The organism is Allobosea sp. GW821-FHT09G06, from assembly GCF_059416005.1.
This window is the reverse complement of record NZ_JBWKOI010000004.1, coordinates 1-16,708: the sequence shown is the minus strand read 5'-3', so window position 1 is coordinate 16,708 and position 16,708 is coordinate 1. Positions and strand designations below refer to the sequence as shown.

Annotated in this window: 29 protein-coding genes; all 29 read right to left on the bottom strand. The window is 64.5% G+C overall.

Annotated elements, in window-relative coordinates; translation table 11 throughout:
* Positions 1-196: 196 nt before the first annotated feature.
* Complete coding sequence (gene rplQ / locus AC07NY_RS19250; protein WP_061967384.1) at positions 197-613, bottom strand: 50S ribosomal protein L17; 417 nt, start codon at positions 611-613, stop codon at positions 197-199.
* Between the two features lie 113 nt (positions 614-726).
* Positions 727-1,743 carry a DNA-directed RNA polymerase subunit alpha gene (locus tag AC07NY_RS19245; RefSeq protein ID WP_257731996.1) on the bottom strand — a complete coding sequence of 339 codons (1,017 nt, stop codon included), beginning with the start codon at positions 1,741-1,743 and terminating at the stop codon, positions 727-729.
* Between the two features lie 94 nt (positions 1,744-1,837).
* Positions 1,838-2,227, bottom strand: coding sequence for a 30S ribosomal protein S11 (rpsK, locus tag AC07NY_RS19240; protein WP_043237079.1), 390 nt, complete (start codon positions 2,225-2,227; stop codon positions 1,838-1,840).
* A 112-nt stretch (positions 2,228-2,339) separates the two neighbouring features.
* Entirely contained in the window at positions 2,340-2,708 is a 369-nt protein-coding gene (gene rpsM / locus AC07NY_RS19235) for a 30S ribosomal protein S13 (RefSeq protein ID WP_112581136.1), read from the bottom strand.
* Between the two features lie 349 nt (positions 2,709-3,057).
* On the bottom strand, positions 3,058-4,257 hold the full coding sequence (locus AC07NY_RS19230) for an ABC transporter substrate-binding protein (protein ID WP_494585148.1): 1,200 nt from the start codon (positions 4,255-4,257) through the stop codon (positions 3,058-3,060).
* Positions 4,258-4,496: 239 nt separating this feature from the next.
* Positions 4,497-5,090, bottom strand: a complete 594-nt coding sequence (locus AC07NY_RS19225) for an adenylate kinase (RefSeq protein WP_492286602.1) — start codon at positions 5,088-5,090, stop codon at positions 4,497-4,499.
* A complete protein-coding gene (gene secY, locus AC07NY_RS19220; protein WP_257732000.1) occupies positions 5,091-6,428 on the bottom strand; it encodes a preprotein translocase subunit SecY in 1,338 nt (445 codons plus the stop codon).
* 259 nt (positions 6,429-6,687) lie between these two features.
* Complete coding sequence (gene rplO / locus AC07NY_RS19215; RefSeq protein WP_047582058.1) at positions 6,688-7,164, bottom strand: 50S ribosomal protein L15; 477 nt, start codon at positions 7,162-7,164, stop codon at positions 6,688-6,690.
* A gap of 12 nt (positions 7,165-7,176) precedes the next feature.
* Positions 7,177-7,371 carry a 50S ribosomal protein L30 gene (rpmD, locus tag AC07NY_RS19210; RefSeq protein ID WP_441470735.1) on the bottom strand — a complete coding sequence of 65 codons (195 nt, stop codon included), beginning with the start codon at positions 7,369-7,371 and terminating at the stop codon, positions 7,177-7,179.
* A 10-nt stretch (positions 7,372-7,381) separates the two neighbouring features.
* Positions 7,382-7,945 (bottom strand): 30S ribosomal protein S5, encoded by a 564-nt coding sequence (gene rpsE / locus AC07NY_RS19205; RefSeq protein WP_047582054.1) that lies wholly within the window; start codon positions 7,943-7,945, stop codon positions 7,382-7,384.
* A gap of 245 nt (positions 7,946-8,190) precedes the next feature.
* A complete protein-coding gene (gene rplR, locus AC07NY_RS19200; protein WP_492286603.1) occupies positions 8,191-8,553 on the bottom strand; it encodes a 50S ribosomal protein L18 in 363 nt (120 codons plus the stop codon).
* 11 nt (positions 8,554-8,564) lie between these two features.
* Positions 8,565-9,098, bottom strand: a complete 534-nt coding sequence (gene rplF / locus AC07NY_RS19195; protein WP_492286604.1) for a 50S ribosomal protein L6 — start codon at positions 9,096-9,098, stop codon at positions 8,565-8,567.
* Between the two features lie 38 nt (positions 9,099-9,136).
* Positions 9,137-9,535, bottom strand: a complete 399-nt coding sequence (gene rpsH, locus AC07NY_RS19190) for a 30S ribosomal protein S8 (protein WP_047582049.1) — start codon at positions 9,533-9,535, stop codon at positions 9,137-9,139.
* A gap of 14 nt (positions 9,536-9,549) precedes the next feature.
* Positions 9,550-9,855, bottom strand: a complete 306-nt coding sequence (gene rpsN, locus AC07NY_RS19185; protein WP_199085556.1) for a 30S ribosomal protein S14 — start codon at positions 9,853-9,855, stop codon at positions 9,550-9,552.
* A 36-nt stretch (positions 9,856-9,891) separates the two neighbouring features.
* Positions 9,892-10,458 carry a 50S ribosomal protein L5 gene (gene rplE, locus AC07NY_RS19180; RefSeq protein WP_492286605.1) on the bottom strand — a complete coding sequence of 189 codons (567 nt, stop codon included), beginning with the start codon at positions 10,456-10,458 and terminating at the stop codon, positions 9,892-9,894.
* On the bottom strand, positions 10,451-10,768 hold the full coding sequence (gene rplX, locus AC07NY_RS19175; protein ID WP_377838317.1) for a 50S ribosomal protein L24: 318 nt from the start codon (positions 10,766-10,768) through the stop codon (positions 10,451-10,453). The genes rplE and rplX overlap by 8 nt, the downstream gene beginning before the upstream one ends.
* Positions 10,768-11,136: a 50S ribosomal protein L14 gene (gene rplN, locus AC07NY_RS19170; RefSeq protein ID WP_038365406.1), complete on the bottom strand. Its 369-nt coding sequence runs from the start codon at positions 11,134-11,136 to the stop codon at positions 10,768-10,770. The genes rplX and rplN overlap by 1 nt, the downstream gene beginning before the upstream one ends.
* 209 nt (positions 11,137-11,345) lie before the next feature.
* Positions 11,346-11,588: a 30S ribosomal protein S17 gene (gene rpsQ, locus AC07NY_RS19165; RefSeq protein ID WP_199085553.1), complete on the bottom strand. Its 243-nt coding sequence runs from the start codon at positions 11,586-11,588 to the stop codon at positions 11,346-11,348.
* A 10-nt stretch (positions 11,589-11,598) separates the two neighbouring features.
* Positions 11,599-11,811, bottom strand: coding sequence for a 50S ribosomal protein L29 (gene rpmC / locus AC07NY_RS19160; RefSeq protein WP_047582036.1), 213 nt, complete (start codon positions 11,809-11,811; stop codon positions 11,599-11,601).
* A gap of 11 nt (positions 11,812-11,822) precedes the next feature.
* Entirely contained in the window at positions 11,823-12,236 is a 414-nt protein-coding gene (gene rplP, locus AC07NY_RS19155) for a 50S ribosomal protein L16 (RefSeq protein WP_492286606.1), read from the bottom strand.
* A gap of 18 nt (positions 12,237-12,254) precedes the next feature.
* Positions 12,255-12,986 (bottom strand): 30S ribosomal protein S3, encoded by a 732-nt coding sequence (gene rpsC / locus AC07NY_RS19150; RefSeq protein ID WP_149128654.1) that lies wholly within the window; start codon positions 12,984-12,986, stop codon positions 12,255-12,257.
* Positions 12,987-12,996: 10 nt separating this feature from the next.
* Positions 12,997-13,380 carry a 50S ribosomal protein L22 gene (rplV, locus tag AC07NY_RS19145; protein ID WP_047582031.1) on the bottom strand — a complete coding sequence of 128 codons (384 nt, stop codon included), beginning with the start codon at positions 13,378-13,380 and terminating at the stop codon, positions 12,997-12,999.
* Positions 13,381-13,383: 3 nt separating this feature from the next.
* The gene (gene rpsS, locus AC07NY_RS19140) at positions 13,384-13,662 is read right to left on the bottom strand and encodes a 30S ribosomal protein S19 (RefSeq protein ID WP_265059847.1); all 279 of its coding nucleotides are present in this window, start codon (positions 13,660-13,662) and stop codon (positions 13,384-13,386) included.
* Between the two features lie 8 nt (positions 13,663-13,670).
* Positions 13,671-14,513 carry a 50S ribosomal protein L2 gene (gene rplB, locus AC07NY_RS19135; protein WP_492286607.1) on the bottom strand — a complete coding sequence of 281 codons (843 nt, stop codon included), beginning with the start codon at positions 14,511-14,513 and terminating at the stop codon, positions 13,671-13,673.
* A gap of 10 nt (positions 14,514-14,523) precedes the next feature.
* Entirely contained in the window at positions 14,524-14,835 is a 312-nt protein-coding gene (locus AC07NY_RS19130) for a 50S ribosomal protein L23 (RefSeq protein WP_047582026.1), read from the bottom strand.
* Complete coding sequence (gene rplD / locus AC07NY_RS19125; RefSeq protein ID WP_492286608.1) at positions 14,832-15,452, bottom strand: 50S ribosomal protein L4; 621 nt, start codon at positions 15,450-15,452, stop codon at positions 14,832-14,834. The genes AC07NY_RS19130 and rplD overlap by 4 nt, the downstream gene beginning before the upstream one ends.
* The gene (gene rplC, locus AC07NY_RS19120) at positions 15,452-16,180 is read right to left on the bottom strand and encodes a 50S ribosomal protein L3 (protein ID WP_257732007.1); all 729 of its coding nucleotides are present in this window, start codon (positions 16,178-16,180) and stop codon (positions 15,452-15,454) included. The genes rplD and rplC overlap by 1 nt, the downstream gene beginning before the upstream one ends.
* Positions 16,181-16,249: 69 nt before the next feature.
* A complete protein-coding gene (rpsJ, locus tag AC07NY_RS19115) occupies positions 16,250-16,558 on the bottom strand; it encodes a 30S ribosomal protein S10 (RefSeq protein ID WP_043237115.1) in 309 nt (102 codons plus the stop codon).
* 69 nt (positions 16,559-16,627) lie between these two features.
* Positions 16,628-16,708: EF-Tu C-terminal domain-related protein (locus tag AC07NY_RS19110; protein ID WP_082617441.1), on the bottom strand; the 81-nt coding region annotated here is incomplete at its 5' end.

Genomic DNA, 16,708 nt, shown 5'->3' with positions numbered 1-16,708 from the left:
ACCGCATGGCGACGCTCCGGTTCCGTACCGACATGTCGTGCAATCGCGCCCCGGCGGCAAGAGCCAAACCTGCCTTTCACGAGAAGCGCCAGGATCGGGGCGCTGTTGCGGCGAAAACGCCCTGCCAGACGGGTGCAGACAAAAAAAGAGGCGGCCCCGAGGCCGCCTCTTCAGAGATTCGCTAGAGCAAAGCCGATCAGGCGGCTTCGTCTTCCGCCGTGAAGACCGGGCCGGAATCCTTGCCCTTGGCGTCGACGTCGCGATCGACGAACTCGATGATCGCCATCGGGGCGTTGTCGCCGAAGCGGAAGCCCGCCTTCATGATGCGGAGATAGCCGCCGTTGCGCTCCTTGTAGCGCGGGCCGAGGACCGCGAAGAGCTTGCCGACCAGCTCGACATCCTTGATCTGCGCGATCGCCTGACGGCGGGCGTGCAGGTCGCCGCGCTTGCCGAGGGTGATGAGCTTCTCGACGACCGGACGCAGATCTTTCGCCTTGGGCAAAGTGGTGGTGATCTGCTCGTGCTTGATCAGGGCCTGAGCCATGTTGGCGAACATCGCCTGGCGATGCTCAGCCGAGCGGTTGAAACGACGACCGCGGAAACCGTGACGCATTGTTTGGCTCCTTCGTTGCTTACGGCCGCCGTGCCACGGTACGGCCGTTCCTTATGCTCCGGCTCGGATGAGTCGGGCGGGGTTGGCGCGGGATGCCTCCCGCGCCGTTAGACTCAGTAGTGCTCCTCGAAGCGCTTCGCGAGCTCTTCGATGTTCTCCGGCGGCCAGCCCTGGACGTCCATGCCCAGGTGCAGGCCCATGGTCGCCAGCACTTCCTTGATCTCGTTCAGCGACTTGCGGCCGAAGTTCGGGGTGCGCAGCATCTCGCCCTCGGACTTCTGGATGAGGTCGCCGATATAGACGATGTTGTCGTTCTTGAGGCAGTTCGCCGAGCGGACCGAGAGCTCGAGCTCGTCGACCTTCTTGAGCAGCGCCGGGTTGAAGGGCAGCTGCGGCGCGGTCGAGACGGCCTCTTCCTTGCGCGGCTCCTCGAAGGTGATGAACACCGCGAGCTGGTCCTGCAGGATGCGGGCGGCGAGCGCCAGCGCGTCCTCGGGGGTGACCGAGCCGTTGGTCTCGATCGCCAGCGTCAGCGAGTCCTTGTCGAGGTTCTGGCCCTCGCGGGTGTTCTCGACGCGGTAGGAGACCTTCTTGACCGGCGAATACAGGCTATCGACCGGGATCAGGCCGATCGGCGCGTCCTCGGGACGGTTCTGCTCGGCCGGGACATAGCCCTTGCCGGTGTTGACCGTGAACTCCATGCGGATCTCGGCCCCGTCGTCCAGCGTGCAGAGCACGAGGTCCGGGTTCAGGATCGAGACGTCGCCGATGGTGTTGATGTCGCCGGCGGTGACGGTGCCCGGGCCGGACTTGCGCAGGGTCATGCGCTTCGGACCCTCGCCCTGCATCTTGACCGCGACGGCCTTGATGTTGAGGACGATATCGGTGACGTCCTCACGGACGCCCGGGATCGAGGAGAACTCGTGGAGGACGCCGTCGATCTGGACGGCGGTCACGGCCGCGCCCTGGAGCGACGACAGCAGCACGCGACGGAGCGCATTGCCGAGCGTCATGCCGAAGCCGCGCTCGAGCGGACGCGCAACCACAGTCGCCTGACGCTTCGGGTCGTCTCCGACCTTCACTTCGAGCTTGTTCGGCTTGGAAAGATCCTGCCAGTTCTTGCTGATCACGACCGCACTCCTGGTGCTGAATTCATCTGGCGGCCACCGCCGCCCCGGACAGGCGCCCGCCCCTGCGGGCGCCTTCAAGGCTACAAGTCAGGCGTCAGACGCGACGGCGCTTGCGCGGGCGGCAGCCATTGTGCGGGATCGGCGTCACGTCGCGGATCGAGGTCACAGTGAAACCCGCGGCCTGGAGAGCGCGAAGAGCCGACTCGCGGCCCGAACCCGGACCGGTCACCTCGACCTCGAGGGTGCGCATGCCGTGCTCGGCAGCCTTGCGGGCGGCGTCCTCGGCGGCGACCTGAGCGGCGTAAGGGGTCGACTTGCGCGAGCCCTTGAAGCCCATCGTGCCGGCCGACGACCACGAGATCGTGTTGCCCTGCGCGTCGGTGATGGTGATCATGGTGTTGTTGAACGAGGCGTTCACATGCGCGACGCCGGAGACGATGTTCTTGCGTTCGCGACGACGGACGCGCTGGGCTTCCTTGGCCATATCTCTTCTTCCATCCTTCAGGCGCGCCCGTCATGCCAGGCGCTGGGGATGCCGGCGGCCCGAGAGGACCGGCCGGCGTATAGACAACGGGCCGACTAGCGGCCCGCCGAAATCACTTCTTCTTGCCGGCGATCGGCTTCGCCTTGCCCTTGCGGGTACGGGCGTTGGTGTGCGTGCGCTGACCGCGGACCGGCAGCGAGCGGCGATGACGCAGGCCGCGATAGCAGCCGAGGTCCATCAGGCGCTTGATGTTCATCGAGACTTCACGGCGCAGATCGCCCTCGACGAGGTAGTCGCGATCGATCGTCTCGCGGATCTGCAGGACTTCGGCGTCGGTCAGCTGGTTGACGCGGCGCTCCGGCGCGATGCCGACCTTCTCGACGATCTCCTGGGCCTTGGCCGCGCCAATGCCGTGGATGTACTGCAGGCCGATGACGACGCGCTTGCCGGTGGGAATGTTGACGCCCGCGATACGAGCCATGATCTCATCTCCATGTCGGCCGAAGCACCCGATGGCACCCCGGCGGTGGGGAAAATCCTGCGTCCGGTGGAGGCCGGCTCGTGCAGGACGTTGAACGGCTCCACGCGATAATGCGACGTCGTCCCTTCTCGCGAAGGCAACGGCATCGCTCCCATGAAACCGGATTGCGGCTCGTTAACGGGTTGGCCGCAACGAGTCAACCCGTCGCAACCAAGAAACATGCCAAGGCCGGTGAAGTGGCCGAAGCGCTGCGAGGTCAAGGCGGTAGCCGCGATTGCTATATAAGGGCTCCGTCATTCCAGGCAAGCGGCGGAACCGCGCCCGGAACGACGGACTCAAGCGCGAACCCTTACTTCTTCACCAGGCTGCACTTGCTCTCCGAGAGCGGCGCGATGATCTCGGCCGCCGGAATCTTGCGGACGACCTTGAAGTAGTCCCACGGCGCCTTCGAATTGGTGGGCTTCTTCACCTCGACCAGCAGCATGTCGTTCATCAGCCGACCATCCTCGCGGACCTTCGCTCCCGGCGCGTAGAAATCCTCGACCGGCATTTCCTTCATCTTGGCCGCGACCGCGGGGCCGGCCGCCGTGCCGGCCGCCTTCACGGCCTTGAGATAATGCAGCACCGACGAATAGACGCTGGCCTGGATCATGCCCGGCATCTTCTTGGTCCGCGCCATGTAGCGATCGGCGAAGTCGCGGCTCGGCTTGTCGGCGTCATGGTAATAGGCGGTCGTGGTGATCAGCCCCTTGGCCTTGTCGAGGCCGAGGCCGTGGACGTCGCTCAGCACCACGACCATGGCGGCGAGCTTCTGCCCGCCATCGACCAGGCCGAACTCGCCCGCCTGCTTGATCGAGTTGATCGTGTCCGTGCCGGCATTGGCGAAGGCGACGATCTTGGCCTTCGAGGCCTGCGCCTGCAGCAGGAAGGATGAGAAGTCCGGCGTCGACAACGGCGCGCGCACCGTGCCCAGCGTCTTGCCGCCATTGGCCTTCACGATCGATTCGATATCGGCGGTGAGCTGATGGCCGAAGGCATAGTCGGCGGCGATGATGTACCAGCTGTCGCCGCCTTCGCGCAGGACCGAGAGCGCCGTGCCCTTGGCCGAGGTTGCCGTGTCGAAGGTCCACATGAAGCCGGTCGGCGAACAGTCTTCGTTGAAGAGGCGCGTCGTCGCGGGGCCGTTATAGAGCGCGATCTTCTGCTTTTCCTTGGCGATGCCGGCCACCCCCAGCGCAACGGCGGAGTTGGTGAGGTCTGCGATCGCGGTAACGCCATCGACATCGTACCAGCGCCGCGCCAGCCCGACGGCGATGTCCGGCTTGTTCTGATGGTCGCCCGAGACGATCTCGATCGGCTTGCCCAGCACCGAGCCGCCGAAATCCTCGATCGCGAGCTTCGCCGCCTCGACCGAGCCCAACCCGCCGAACTCGGCATAGTTGCCCGACTGATCGTTGAGGATGCCGATCTTCACCGCGTCCTGTGCCCGCGCCGCTGCCGGCATCAGCGCCAGCGTGCTCGCGACCAGCAATGCACCAAACCTCGTCATGCGCCTGCTCCCTGTCCTGCCTCCGGACCCGGAAAGACATTTCGTCACCCGGTCGACGGACGCTTGCCACCGCTTTGCGCGGATTGAGCCTCAGCACATCCGCCGGGGGTGGGCCTGTCAACGCACGGGCAGGCCGATAAAAGGCAAAGGCATCCACGCAAAAGCGCACCGCGGAAACGAAGAACCCGGCCGGACCGTGAGGTCCGCCCGGGTTCGAACGGGTTCCGCTGGAGAGCCGATCAGCCCTGAGCGGCGACCGAAAGCGCGTCCGTGATCGCCTGCGAGACATCGTCGATCGGCTGCATGCCGTCGATCGCCGTCAGCTGGCCACGCTTCTCGTAATAGGGCGCGACCACGGCCGTATCGCGGTTATAGGCTTCGAGCCGGGTCTTGAAGACCTCCGGATCGTCATCCTTGCGCACCGGCTGCCCGGCCGCCCTCGCCTCCTCGGCGCGGCGGACGATGCGGTCGACGAGCTTGGTCTGGTCGACCTTGAGCTCAAGCACGGCGTCGAGCTTCAGGCCCTTGCCGTCCAGCATCCGGTCGAGCGCTTCGGCCTGCGCCAGCGTCCGCGGGAAGCCGTCGAGGATGAAGCCCTTCTTGGCATCCGCCTCTTCGATACGGTCGGCAACGATGCCGATGACGATCTCGTCCGAGACCAGCCCGCCCGCATCCATCACGGCCTTGGCCTTCTGGCCGACCGGCGTGCCGTTGGCGACGGCCGCGCGCAGCATATCGCCAGTGGAAAGTTGCGGAATGCCGTGCTTCGCGACGATGCGCGCCGCCTGAGTGCCCTTACCCGCCCCCGGCGGCCCCAGGAAAATCAACCGCATTTAGCGCCTCGCTCCTCGCAACTTGGCCTTCTTGACCAGCCCCTCGTACTGATGGGCCAGCAGATGTCCGTGAACTTGCGCCACGGTGTCCATCGTCGTCGTCACCACGATGAGCAGCGAAGTGCCGCCCAGCAGGATGATCGGGATCTGAGCATAGGTGATCATGAACTCGGGGATAAGGCAGACAATCGTCAAATATCCTGCGCCGAGAACGGTGATGCGCGTGAGGATGCGGTCGATATGCTCGGCGGTCCGCTCGCCCGGCCGGATGCCCGGCATGAAGCCGCCATGTTTCTTGAGATTGTCGGCCGTCTCGACCGGATTGAACACGATCGCGGTGTAGAAGAAGCAGAAGAAGATGATCAGCGCCGCGTAGAGGATCATGAACAGCGGCCGGCCATGCGCCAGATAGGTCGCCATGGTCGACAGGAAGCCGGTGCCGCCCGAGGCCTGCTGGAAGCTCGCGACGGTCGTCGGCAGCAGCAGCAGCGACGAGGCGAAGATCGGCGGGATGACGCCGGCGGTGTTGAGCTTCAGCGGCAGGAACGAGGTCTGGCCCTCATACATCCGGTTGCCGACCTGACGCTTCGGATAGTTGATCAGCAGGCGGCGCTGGGCGCGTTCCATGAACACGCAGAAGGCGATGACGCAGATCGCCATCACGAGCACGCCGAGCAGCAGGCCGGTCGAGATCGCGCCCTGGCGGCCGAGCTCGAAGGTCTGGGCAAGCTGCGAGGGGAACTCGGCGATGATGCCCGCGAAGATGATCATCGAGGTGCCGTTGCCGATGCCGCGGCTGGTGATCTGCTCACCCAGCCAGAGCAGGAACATCGTGCCGCCGACCAGCGTGATCGTCGTGGAGAGCAGGAAGAACGGCCCCGGCTGCAGCACGAGATTGCCCGAACCCTGCAGGCCGACGCCGATCGCATAGGCCTGGAACACGGCCAGCACGAGGGTCAGGTAGCGGGTGTACTGGTTCAGGGTCTTGCGGCCCTGCTCGCCTTCCTTCTTCAGCGCCTCGAAGCTCGGCACGACGCTGGAGAGCAGCTGCACGATGATCGAGGCCGAGATGTAGGGCATGATCGCCAGCGCGAAGATCGCGAGGCGCCCGACCGCGCCGCCCGAGAACATGTTGAACATGCCGAGCATGCCGGATTGGGTCTGGCGGAACAGATCGGCCACCGCATCCGGGTTCATGCCGGGCAGCGGAATATAGGTGCCGAGCCGGTAGATGACCAGCGCGCCCAGCGTGAACCAGATTCGCTTCTTGAGTTCATCCGCCTTGGCGAAAGCCCCGAAATTGAGGTTCGCCGCAAGCTGTTCAGCCGCCGATGCCATGCGTCCGGTCCCTGGGTCTCAAACTGGTCCAAGATCATCGCGCGTCCTACCGGACGCGGTAACGATGATCTATCTCATTGTCGGAGCATCGGATCGATCCGAAAAGTGGATTCCACTTTTCGGTCCGATGCTCTGGAAGCACATCTGCCAACGCACGCGTGCGTGCTGTCTGCGGATTCGTGCCTTGCGTCAAACAGTCAAACGGCGGCCAAGGCGCTGGGCCCGGCCGCCGTTCGCAAACGTCATGTAGGCGTTCGGATCACGCCTGTGAAGCGGCAGCCAGAATCTTGACTGAACCGCCAGCCTTCTCGATCGCAGCGACGGCCGACTTGGACGCGCCCGCGACTTCGAAAGCAAGCTTGGTCTTGAGCTCGCCGACGCCCAGAATCTTGACGCCGTCCTTGGCCTGGCGGGTGATGACACCGGCGGCGACGAGCGCCTCGATGGTCACGGTGCCCTTGGCATCGAGCTTGCCGGCTTCCACCGCCTGCTGGATGCGACCGAGGTTCACCTCGTTCAGATCCTTGGCGAAGAGGTTGTTGAAGCCGCGCTTCGGCAGGCGACGATACAGCGGCATCTGGCCGCCTTCGAAGCCCTTGATGGCGACGCCGGCGCGCGAGGTCTGACCCTTCACGCCGCGGCCACCAGTCTTGCCCTTGCCGGAGCCAATGCCACGGCCGACGCGGATGCGCTGCTTCAGAGCGCCTTCGTTGTCACGAATCTCGTTGAGTTTCATGTGTCGCCCTCCTCACTTAGCGTCGATGACGCGCACGAGGTGCTTCACCTTCTCGACCATGCCACGCACCGCGGGGGTGTCCTGGAGGGTCGAGCGGCGGCGGATCTTGTTCAGGCCGAGACCGATGAGGGTCTGGCGCTGGGTGGCCTCGCGGCGGATCGGCGAACCGATCTGCTCGATGGTGAAGGTCTTCTCAGCCTTTGCCATGGTGTCCCCCTCACGCTTCCGCGGCCGCATCCGTGCCGGCATCGCGGCGACGGGTCTGCAGGGCCGAAACCTTGAGCGAGCGACGAGCCGCGACCGAGCGCGGGCTGTCCTCGTTCTTCAGCGCGTCGAAGGTGGCGCGCACGAGGTTGTACGGGTTGGAGGAGCCGAGCGACTTCGACACGACGTCCTGCATGCCGACCGCCTCGAAGACGGCGCGCATCGGGCCGCCGGCGATGATGCCGGTACCAGCGGGAGCCGCGCGCAGCACGACCTTGCCGGCGCCGTGGCGGCCCTGCACGTCGTGATGGAGGGTACGGCCCTCGCGCAGCGGAATGCGGACGAGGCCGCGCTTGGCAGCTTCAGTCGCCTTGCGGATCGCCTCGGGAACTTCACGAGCCTTGCCGTGGCCGAAGCCGACGCGGCCCTTCTGGTCGCCGACGACGACGAGCGCGGCGAAGCCGAAGCGACGACCACCCTTCACCACCTTGGCGACGCGGTTGATGTGGACGAGCTTGTCCACGAATTCGGAAACTTCCGTTTCCCGGTCTTTACGCTCACGCGGCTCTCTAGCCATGTGTCTGTCCTCTTACTTGCGCGGACGAGGATCGAAGCCCCGCCGCTCGCTCGAGCCTAACCCCGTGCGTCATTGCGCGGGGAAGCTGAGCATCGGACCGAAAAGTGGGTACCACCTTTCGGAAATTTCCGATGCTCCAAGCACCAATCGATCATCGTGACCGCAACCGTTCGGGCGCACGATGATCGAGAAACGGATACCGCCCGGCTGGCGCGCGAACGCCGGCCGGGCGAAACCCGATAACCTCAGAAGCTGAGACCAGCTTCGCGGGCCGCATCGGCCAGCGCCTTGACGCGGCCATGGTACATGTAAGGGCCGCGGTCGAAGACCACTTCCGTCACGCCGGCCTTGACCGCGCGCTCGGCGACGATCTTGCCGATCTGGCCGGCGGCCTCGACATTCGCGCCGGACTTGATCTGCTCGCGCACATCCTTGTCCCGCGACGAGGCGGAAGCGAGGGTGACCCCGTTCACGTCGTCGATGACCTGGGCGTAGATCTGCTTGCCGGTGCGGTGCACCGACAGGCGCGGGCGACCATTGGCAACCGCCTTGATCGCGCGGCGGACGCGGGCCTTGCGGCGCGCAGTCACATCGTTCTGCTTGCTCATGGCTGGCGTCCTTACTTCTTCTTGCCTTCCTTGCGGAAGATGAATTCGCCGGCGTACTTGACGCCCTTGCCCTTGTAGGGCTCGGGGCCACGATAGTCGCGGATCTCCGCGGCAGTCTGGCCGACGACCTGCTTGTCGATGCCGGTGACGACGATTTCCGTCGGCTTCGGCGTCACGATCGCGACACCGGCCGGGATTTCGTAGTCGATGTCGTGGCTGTAGCCGAGCGACAGCTTCAACACCTTGCCGTTGACGGCGGCCTTGTAGCCGACGCCGTTGATCTCAAGCTTCTTCTCGAAGCCGGCAGTGGTGCCGACGACGAGATTGTTGATGCGGGCGCGCGAGGTGCCCCAGAGCGCACGGGCGCGCTTCGACTGCGAGCGCGGCTGAACCGCGATCGCGCCGTCCTCCAGGGCAACCGACACGTCGTCGGGAACCGTGAAGGAGAGCTCGCCCTTCGAGCCCTTGATCTTGACCAGCTGGCCGGTGACCGTGGCGGTGACGCCCGCGGGAACCGAAACCGGCTTCTTACCGATACGAGACATTTGGATCTCTCCTGAAAGTGAGCGGGGCGCCTGTAAGGTCAGAAGACCTTGCAGAGCACTTCGCCGCCCACGTTCTGCTCGCGGGCCACATGATCGGCCATCACGCCACGCGGGGTCGAGACGATCGTCACGCCAAGGCCATCGGCCACGCGCGGCATGGTCTCGACCGACGAGTAAACGCGGCGGCCGGGCTTCGAAACACGCGAGATCGACCGGATGACCGGCTGGCCCTCGTGATACTTCAGCTCGATGTCGAACTCCGTACGGCCGTTGCCGAACTCGGTCTGGCTGTAGCCGCGGATATAGCCCTCGGACTGCAGCACGTCGAGCACGCGGGCGCGCAGCTTCGAGCCAGGGGTGGAAACGCGGGACTTGCGACGCATCTGCGCATTGCGGATGCGGGTCAGCATATCGCCGAGCGGATCAATGATTGCCATTGTTCCAGTCCTCCTTACCAGCTCGACTTGACGAGGCCGGGAACCAGCCCCTTGTTGCCGAGCTCACGCAGCGCGACACGCGACATCTTGAGCTTGCGATAGAACGCGCGCGGACGACCCGTGACTTCGCAGCGGTTGCGAATACGGATCTTGGCCGAGTTGCGCGGCAGTTCAGCCAGCTTCAGGCGGGCGAGGAAACGCTCGTCCATGGGCTGGTTGTCGTCATTGGCGATCGCGAGAAGGCGAGCCCGGCGGCCGGCGAATTTCTTCACCAGCTTCCTGCGGCGCTCGTTATTCTCGACGGAGCTTTTCTTAGCCATCGATCTCTCCTGGTTTCCGCGTATGAACGCTTAGGTTCACTGCCGGAACGGGAAGTTGAAGTGCTTGAGCAGAGCGCGTGCCTCGTCGTCCGACTTCGCAGTCGTGCAGACGATCACGTCCATACCCAGGACCTGGTCGACCTTGTCGTAATTGATCTCGGGGAACACGATGTGCTCCTTGATCCCGAGCGCGAAATTGCCGCGCCCGTCGAACGACTTGGGGTTGAGGCCCCGGAAGTCGCGCACGCGCGGCAAGGCGATGGTGACGAGCCGGTCGACGAACTCGAACATCTTGGTCTTGCGCAGCGTGACCTTACAGCCGACCGCCATGTTCTCGCGCAGCTTGAAGCCGGCGATGGCGAGGCGGGACTTGGTGATGACCGGCTTCTGGCCGGCGATCATGGCGAGGTCGCCGGCTGCAACATCGACCTTCTTGCGGTCGGCCGTCGCTTCACCAACGCCCATGTTGATGACGATCTTCTCGATCGTCGGCACTTCCATGACGTTCTTGTAGCCGAATTCGGCGATCATCGCGGGACGGACGACGTCCTCGTAATGCTTCTTCATGCGCGGCGAGAGCGCGCCCTGCTGAGCCTCAGCCATCGATCAGATCCCCCGAACGCTTGGCGAAACGGACCTTGCGGCCGTCATCGAGCACCTTGAAACCGACGCGGGTCGGCTTGCCGTCCTTGGGATCGGCCACGGCGATATTCGACAGGTCGATGGTGGCCTCTTTCGAGATGATGCCACCCTCGGACGTCTGCGACTGCTTGGTGTGCTTCTTGACGAGGTTGACACCACGCACGACGGCGCGGGCATCCTTCGGCAGAACCTGCAACACTTCGCCCGACTTGCCCTTGTCGCGACCAGCGAGCACGACGACCTTGTCGCCCTTCTTGATCTTAGCAGCCATCACAGCACCTCCGGCGCCAGCGAGATGATCTTCATGTGGTTCTTGGCGCGCAGCTCGCGCGGAACCGGTCCGAAGATACGCGTGCCGACCGGCTCCTTCTGGTTGTTGATCAGCACGGCCGCATTGCGGTCGAAGCGGATCACCGAACCGTCCTGGCGCTTGACGTCCTTGGCGGTGCGAACGACGACCGCCTTCATGACGTCGCCCTTCTTCACGCGACCGCGCGGAATGGCTTCCTTGATCGAAACGACGATGATGTCGCCAATGCGGGCATAGCGCCGCTTCGACCCGCCGAGAACCTTGATGCACATCACGCGACGCGCGCCGGAATTGTCGGCGACGTCGAGATTCGTCTGCACCTGGATCATGGCCTTGATCCTTCCAATCTGTGTATCAGCGCGGTTTCCCGGACCGCATCAGCGCCGCCCGGGACTACGACTGACGGGGGTCGATCGCCCCCTGGCCTCAAACAAAACACGATCCGCAAAAGTGGTTTCCACCTTTGCGGAGAAACATGTCCGGCTTCTTTCCTGCCCCGCCCTGCCCCTGATTCGGGGCCGGGCGAAGCCGTCTCGAATCACGCCTTGGGGGCGTCCTCGAGCACAACCCAGCTTTTCAGCTTGGAAATCGGCTTGGACTCCTCGATCCAAACCGTGTCGCCGACCTTGAACGAGCCCGCCTCATCATGGGCGTGATAGTTCTTCGTACGGCGCACCGTCTTCTTGAGGAGCGGGTGCGTATAACGCCGCTCGACCTTGACCACAACAGTTTTGTTCTGCTTGTCGCTGACGACGACGCCCTGCAGTACGCGCTTAGGCATTATTCTCTCCTCACGCGCTCGCCGCGACGGTCTTCGACCGCTGCAGCGTCTTGATGCGGGCGATGTCCTTGCGCACTTCAGTGACGCGCGCGGTGTTCTCGAGCTGCCCGGTGGCCTTCTGGAAGCGCAGGTTGAACTGCTCCTTCTTGAGCTTCAGGAGCTCGTCCTGGAGCTGGTCCGTGCTCATGGCCTTCAGGTCGGACTGACGCTGTGTGATTTTCATCTTGCCCTCCCTCACTCGGCAATGCGCTGGATGAAGCGCGTCTTGATCGGCAGCTTGGCGGCCCCGAGACGGAGTGCCTCGCGGGCGATATCCTCGGGCACGCCGTCGAGCTCGAACATGATCCGGCCCGGCTTGACCTTGGCCGCCCAGAACTCGGGCGAACCCTTGCCCTTACCCATGCGGACTTCGGTCGGCTTCTTCGAAACCGGCACGTCGGGGAACACGCGGATCCAGACACGGCCGACGCGCTTCATGGCACGGGTGATCGCGCGGCGGGCCGCCTCGATCTGCCGGGCGGTGACGCGCTCGGGTTCCTGGGCCTTCAGGCCGAACTGGCCGAAGTTGAGGTCCGTGCCGCCCTTGGCGACGCCGGAGATGCGTCCCTTGAACTGCTTGCGGAACTTGGTGCGTTTTGGTTGCAGCATGGCTCTTCTCGATCAGCCTTACGCAGCCTGCTCGCGACGATCGCGATCGCGGTGATCACGGTCACGACCGCCGGAGCGGCCGCCCTCGTCGGAGAGGCGCTTGTCCTGGGCCATCGGGTCGTGTTCCAGGATCTCGCCCTTGAAGATCCAGACCTTGATGCCGCACGTCCCGTAGGTCGTGAAAGCGGTGGCGACGCCGTAATCGACATCGGCGCGCAGCGTATGCAGCGGCACGCGGCCCTCACGGTACCATTCGAGGCGGGCGATCTCGGCGCCGCCGAGACGGCCCGAGCAGTTGATGCGGATGCCCTCGGCGCCCAGACGCATCGCCGACTGCACGGCGCGCTTCATGGCGCGACGGAAAGCGACGCGGCGCTCGAGCTGCTGGGCGATCGAGTCGGCGACGAGCGTCGCGTCGATCTCGGGCTTGCGCACCTCGACGATGTTGATCGTCACGTCGGCCTTGGTGAGCTTCGAGACTTCCTTGCGGAGCTTCTCGATGTCGGCACCCTTCTTGCCGATCACCACGCCCGGACGAGCCGAGTGGATGGTGACGCGGCACTTCTTGTGCGGACGCTCGATGATGATCTTCGAGACAGCGGCCTGCTTCAGCAGCTTCATGAGCGCGGCGCGGATGGCCATGTCTTCATGAAGCAGCTTGCCGTACTCGCCCTTGTTGGCGAACCAACGCGAGTCCCAGGTGCGGTTGATGCCGAGGCGAAGGCCGATCGGATTGATTTTCTGACCCATCGTTCTCTCCTCAGGCCTTCGCAGCCTGCACTTCGCGCACCACGATCGTGATGTTCGAGAACGGCTTCAGGATACGGGCGCCACGGCCGCGGGCGCGGGCGTGGAAGCGCTTCATGACAAGCGCCTTGCCGACGAAGGCCTGTGCCACGACGAGATCGTCGACATCGAGATCATGGTTGTTCTCGGCGTTGGCGATCGCGCTCTGGAGGCACTTGCGCACATCGAGCGAGATCCGCTTGCGCGAGAACTCGAGATCGGCGAGCGCGGTCGCGACCTTCTTGCCACGGATCAGCTGAGCGACGAGGTTCAGCTTCTGCGGCGAGACGCGAAGGTTGCGAGCGATCGCAGTGGCTTCGTTCTCGGGCAGCGCACGGGGGGCGGATGCTTTACCCATGGCTTACTTCCTCTTCGCCTTCTTGTCGGCAGCGTGGCCGTGGAAGGTGCGGGTCGGCGAGAACTCGCCGAACTTATGACCGACCATCTCCTCGGACACGTTCACCGGCACATGCTTATGGCCGTTGTAGACGCCGAACGTCAGACCGACGAACTGCGGCAGGATCGTGGAGCGACGGCTCCAGATCTTGATAACTTCATTACGAGCCGAGGTCCTGGCGACCTCGGCCTTCTTCAGGAGGTATCCGTCGACGAACGGACCTTTCCAAAGCGAACGCGCCATGACGGACCTCAGTTCTTCTTCTTGCGGGCGTGACGGCTCGACACGATGAACGTATCGGTCCGCTTGTTCGAGCGGGTCTTCTTACCCTTGGTCGGCAGACCCCAGGGCGTGACCGGATGACGGCCACCCGAGGTCCGGCCTTCACCACCGCCGTGCGGATGGTCGACCGGGTTCATCGAGACACCGCGGTTATGCGGACGGCGGCCGAGCCAGCGCGAGCGACCAGCCTTGCCGTCGTTCCGGTTCATGTGATCCGGGTTCGAGACGGCGCCGACGGTAGCATAGCACAGGCCCGAGATCAGGCGCTGCTCGCCCGAGTTCAGGCGGACGATGACGTAGCCCTGGTCGCGACCGACGATCTGGGCATAGTTGCCGGCCGAACGGGCCAAGGCGCCGCCCTTGCCGATCTTCAGCTCGACATTATGCACGATCGTGCCGATCGGCAGCGAGCCCATCGGGGCCGCGTTGCCGGGCTTCACGTCGACCGAGTCACCCGCGAGGACCGTGTCGCCGACAGCCAGGCGCTGCGGCGCCAGGATGTAGGAGAGCTCGCCGTCCTGATACTTGATCAGGGCGATGAAGGCCGTGCGGTTCGGATCGTACTCGATCCGCTCGACGGTCGCCGGGATGCCGGCCTTGCCGCGACGCTTGAAGTCGATGAGACGCAGCGTGCGCTTGTGGCCACCGCCGCGGAAGCGGACGGTGATGCGGCCGAGGTTGTTGCGGCCGCCCGAGGAGCTCTTGCCCTCGGTCAGCACCTTGACCGGCTTGCCCTTGTAGAGCTCGCTGCGGTCGACGATCACGAGCTGGCGAAGGCTCGGCGTGATCGGCTTGAAGTTCTTCAAAGCCATGATGCTTCCCTCACAGGCCCGTGGTCACGTCGATGGAGTGGCCCTCTTCGAGGGTCACGACCGCCTTCTTGACGTCCGAACGCTGGCCGGGACGGCCACGGAACATCTTGACCTTGCCCTCGGTGACGATCGTGTTGACGCTCTTCACCTTGACGTCGAAGAGCTTCTCGATCGCCGCCTTGATTTGCGGCTTCGTTGCGGTCTTGGCAACCTTGAAGACGACCTTGTTATGCTCGGAGAGCATCGTCGCCTTCTCGGTGATGACCGGCGCCACGATCACATCGTAGTGGCGCGGGTCGAGGTTCTTGGCGGACTGGCTCATTTGAAGCGCGCCTCCAGCGCATCGACGGCCGCGCGCGTCAGGACGAGCTTGTCGCGACGCAGGATGTCGTAAACGTTGATGCCCTGGACCGGCAGGACGTCGACGTTCGGGATCGAACGGGCCGCCAGGCCGAAGTTCGTGTCGATCTCGGCGCCGCCGATGATCAGCGCGCTCGACAGGTCGAGCTTGCCGAAATGGCCGAGCAGCACCTTGGTCTTCGGCTCGGACAGCGTGACGTCATCGATGATGATGATGCCGGCATCCTTGGCCTTGGCCGAGAGCGCGTGGCGCAGGGCGAGAGCGCGGACCTTCTTGGGAAGATCATGGCCGTGGTCGCGCAGGACCGGGCCGAAGGCCTTGCCGCCGCCGCGGAACTGCGGAGCCGAAGCCGCGCCGTGGCGAGCGCCGCCGGTGCCCTTCTGCTTGTAGATCTTCTTGCGGGTGCGATCGACTTCCGAGCGGCCCTTGGACTTGTGAGTCCCGGCGCGGCGCTTGGCGAGCTGATAGCGGACCATGCGGGCAAGCAGATCGGCGCGCGGCTCCAGGCCGAACACCTCATCCGACAGCTCGACCGAACCGGCCGACTTGCCTTCAAGAGTGGTGATATCGAACTTCATCACGCGTTCTCCTCAGCCTGGGCCGCAGGAGCCTCATCCGCCTTGCCCTCGCCGGAAACCTTGAACTTGCCCGGCAGCGGCGCATCCTTCGGCAGAGCGCGCTTGACGGCGTCACGGACGTGAATCCAGCCGCCGGCGACGCCAGGAACGGCACCCTCGACGAGGATCAGGCCACGCTCGGCGTCCGTCTGGACGACGCGCAGGTTCTGCGTGGTGACGCGCTCGGCGCCGAGATGGCCCGGCATCTTCTTGTTCTTGAAGGTCTTGCCCGGGTCCTGACGGCCACCGGTCGAACCGATCGAACGATGCGAGACCGACACGCCGTGCGTGGCGCGCAGACCGCCGAAGTTCCAGCGCTTCATACCGCCGGCGAAACCCTTACCGGTGGTGGTGCCGGAGACGTCGACGAACTGGCCGACGACGAAGTGGTCCGCGGTCAGCTCGGCGCCGACGGGGATCAGCGCGTCATTGCTGACGCGGAACTCGACCACCTTGCGCTTGGGCTCGACCTTGGCGACCGCGAAATGACCGCGCTCAGCCTTCGAGACATTCTTCACCTTCGCCTGGCCGGAGCCCAGCTGCACGGCCACATAGCCGTTCTTCTCGATCGTGCGATGCGCGACGACCTGGCAGTTGTCGAGCTTCAGCACGGTGACCGGGATGTGCTCGCCGGCATCCGTGAAGATGCGGGTCATCCCGACTTTCTGTGCAATCACACCGGAACGCATCGGTGCATACCTTCCTTTGGGGTCATGTCCATCCGGGTTCGCCGGAAACAGAGGACCCGTTTAATCGGATCAGAGCTTGATTTCGACGTCGACGCCGGCGGCGAGATCGAGCTTCATGAGGGCGTCGACCGTCTGGGGGGTCGGGTCGACGATGTCGAGAACCCGCTTGTGGGTCCGCATCTCGAACTGCTCGCGCGACTTCTTGTCGATGTGGGGCGAGCGGTTGACGGTGAACTTCTCGATGAGCGTGGGCAGCGGAATCGGTCCGCGGACCTGAGCGCCCGTCCGCTTCGCGGTCGACACGATCTCGCGCGTCGAAGCGTCGAGGATGCGGTGGTCGAACGCCTTGAGGCGGATCCGAATGTTCTGACCGTTCATGGTCTTAGTTCTCCGTGACGTGAGAAAAGGCAAAGGCCCCGAAGGGCCCTTGCCCCTCACGCAAACGCGTTACGCGATGATGCTGGCGACGACGCCGGCGCCGACGGTGCGACCGCCTTCGCGGATGGCGAAGCGCAGCTTCTCTTCCAT

Coding starts and splice junctions, on each gene's coding strand:
- rplF (WP_492286604.1), bottom strand. CDS start 9,098: ATGTCTCGTATCGGTAAGAAGCCGGTTTCGGTTCCCGCGGGCGTCACC.
- rpmC (WP_047582036.1), bottom strand. CDS start 11,811: ATGAAAATCACACAGCGTCAGTCCGACCTGAAGGCCATGAGCACGGAC.
- rplB (WP_492286607.1), bottom strand. CDS start 14,513: ATGGCTTTGAAGAACTTCAAGCCGATCACGCCGAGCCTTCGCCAGCTC.
- rplO (WP_047582058.1), bottom strand. CDS start 7,164: ATGAAACTCAACGAGATTCGTGACAACGAAGGCGCTCTGAAGCAGCGC.
- rplN (WP_038365406.1), bottom strand. CDS start 11,136: ATGATCCAGGTGCAGACGAATCTCGACGTCGCCGACAATTCCGGCGCG.
- rplQ (WP_061967384.1), bottom strand. CDS start 613: ATGCGTCACGGTTTCCGCGGTCGTCGTTTCAACCGCTCGGCTGAGCAT.
- AC07NY_RS19130 (WP_047582026.1), bottom strand. CDS start 14,835: ATGAGCCAGTCCGCCAAGAACCTCGACCCGCGCCACTACGATGTGATC.
- rpsQ (WP_199085553.1), bottom strand. CDS start 11,588: ATGCCTAAGCGCGTACTGCAGGGCGTCGTCGTCAGCGACAAGCAGAAC.
- rpsE (WP_047582054.1), bottom strand. CDS start 7,945: ATGGCTAGAGAGCCGCGTGAGCGTAAAGACCGGGAAACGGAAGTTTCC.
- rpsN (WP_199085556.1), bottom strand. CDS start 9,855: ATGGCTAAGAAAAGCTCCGTCGAGAATAACGAGCGCCGCAGGAAGCTG.
- rpsC (WP_149128654.1), bottom strand. CDS start 12,986: ATGGGTCAGAAAATCAATCCGATCGGCCTTCGCCTCGGCATCAACCGC.
- rpsM (WP_112581136.1), bottom strand. CDS start 2,708: ATGGCTCGTATCGCGGGCGTCAACATTCCCACCGGCAAGCGCGTCGTC.
- rplD (WP_492286608.1), bottom strand. CDS start 15,452: ATGAAGTTCGATATCACCACTCTTGAAGGCAAGTCGGCCGGTTCGGTC.
- rpsK (WP_043237079.1), bottom strand. CDS start 2,227: ATGGCCAAGGAAGCCCAGCGCGTCCGTCGTCGCGAACGCAAGAACATC.
- AC07NY_RS19225 (WP_492286602.1), bottom strand. CDS start 5,090: ATGCGGTTGATTTTCCTGGGGCCGCCGGGGGCGGGTAAGGGCACTCAG.
- rplC (WP_257732007.1), bottom strand. CDS start 16,180: ATGCGTTCCGGTGTGATTGCACAGAAAGTCGGGATGACCCGCATCTTC.
- rpsJ (WP_043237115.1), bottom strand. CDS start 16,558: ATGAACGGTCAGAACATTCGGATCCGCCTCAAGGCGTTCGACCACCGC.
- rplV (WP_047582031.1), bottom strand. CDS start 13,380: ATGGGTAAAGCATCCGCCCCCCGTGCGCTGCCCGAGAACGAAGCCACT.
- rpmD (WP_441470735.1), bottom strand. CDS start 7,371: ATGGCAAAGGCTGAGAAGACCTTCACCATCGAGCAGATCGGTTCGCCG.
- rpsH (WP_047582049.1), bottom strand. CDS start 9,535: ATGGCAATCATTGATCCGCTCGGCGATATGCTGACCCGCATCCGCAAT.
- secY (WP_257732000.1), bottom strand. CDS start 6,428: ATGGCATCGGCGGCTGAACAGCTTGCGGCGAACCTCAATTTCGGGGCT.
- rplP (WP_492286606.1), bottom strand. CDS start 12,236: ATGCTGCAACCAAAACGCACCAAGTTCCGCAAGCAGTTCAAGGGACGC.
- AC07NY_RS19230 (WP_494585148.1), bottom strand. CDS start 4,257: ATGACGAGGTTTGGTGCATTGCTGGTCGCGAGCACGCTGGCGCTGATG.
- rplR (WP_492286603.1), bottom strand. CDS start 8,553: ATGAGCAAGCAGAACGATGTGACTGCGCGCCGCAAGGCCCGCGTCCGC.
- rpsS (WP_265059847.1), bottom strand. CDS start 13,662: ATGGCGCGTTCGCTTTGGAAAGGTCCGTTCGTCGACGGATACCTCCTG.
- rplX (WP_377838317.1), bottom strand. CDS start 10,768: ATGGCTGCTAAGATCAAGAAGGGCGACAAGGTCGTCGTGCTCGCTGGT.
- rplE (WP_492286605.1), bottom strand. CDS start 10,458: ATGGCTGAGGCTCAGCAGGGCGCGCTCTCGCCGCGCATGAAGAAGCAT.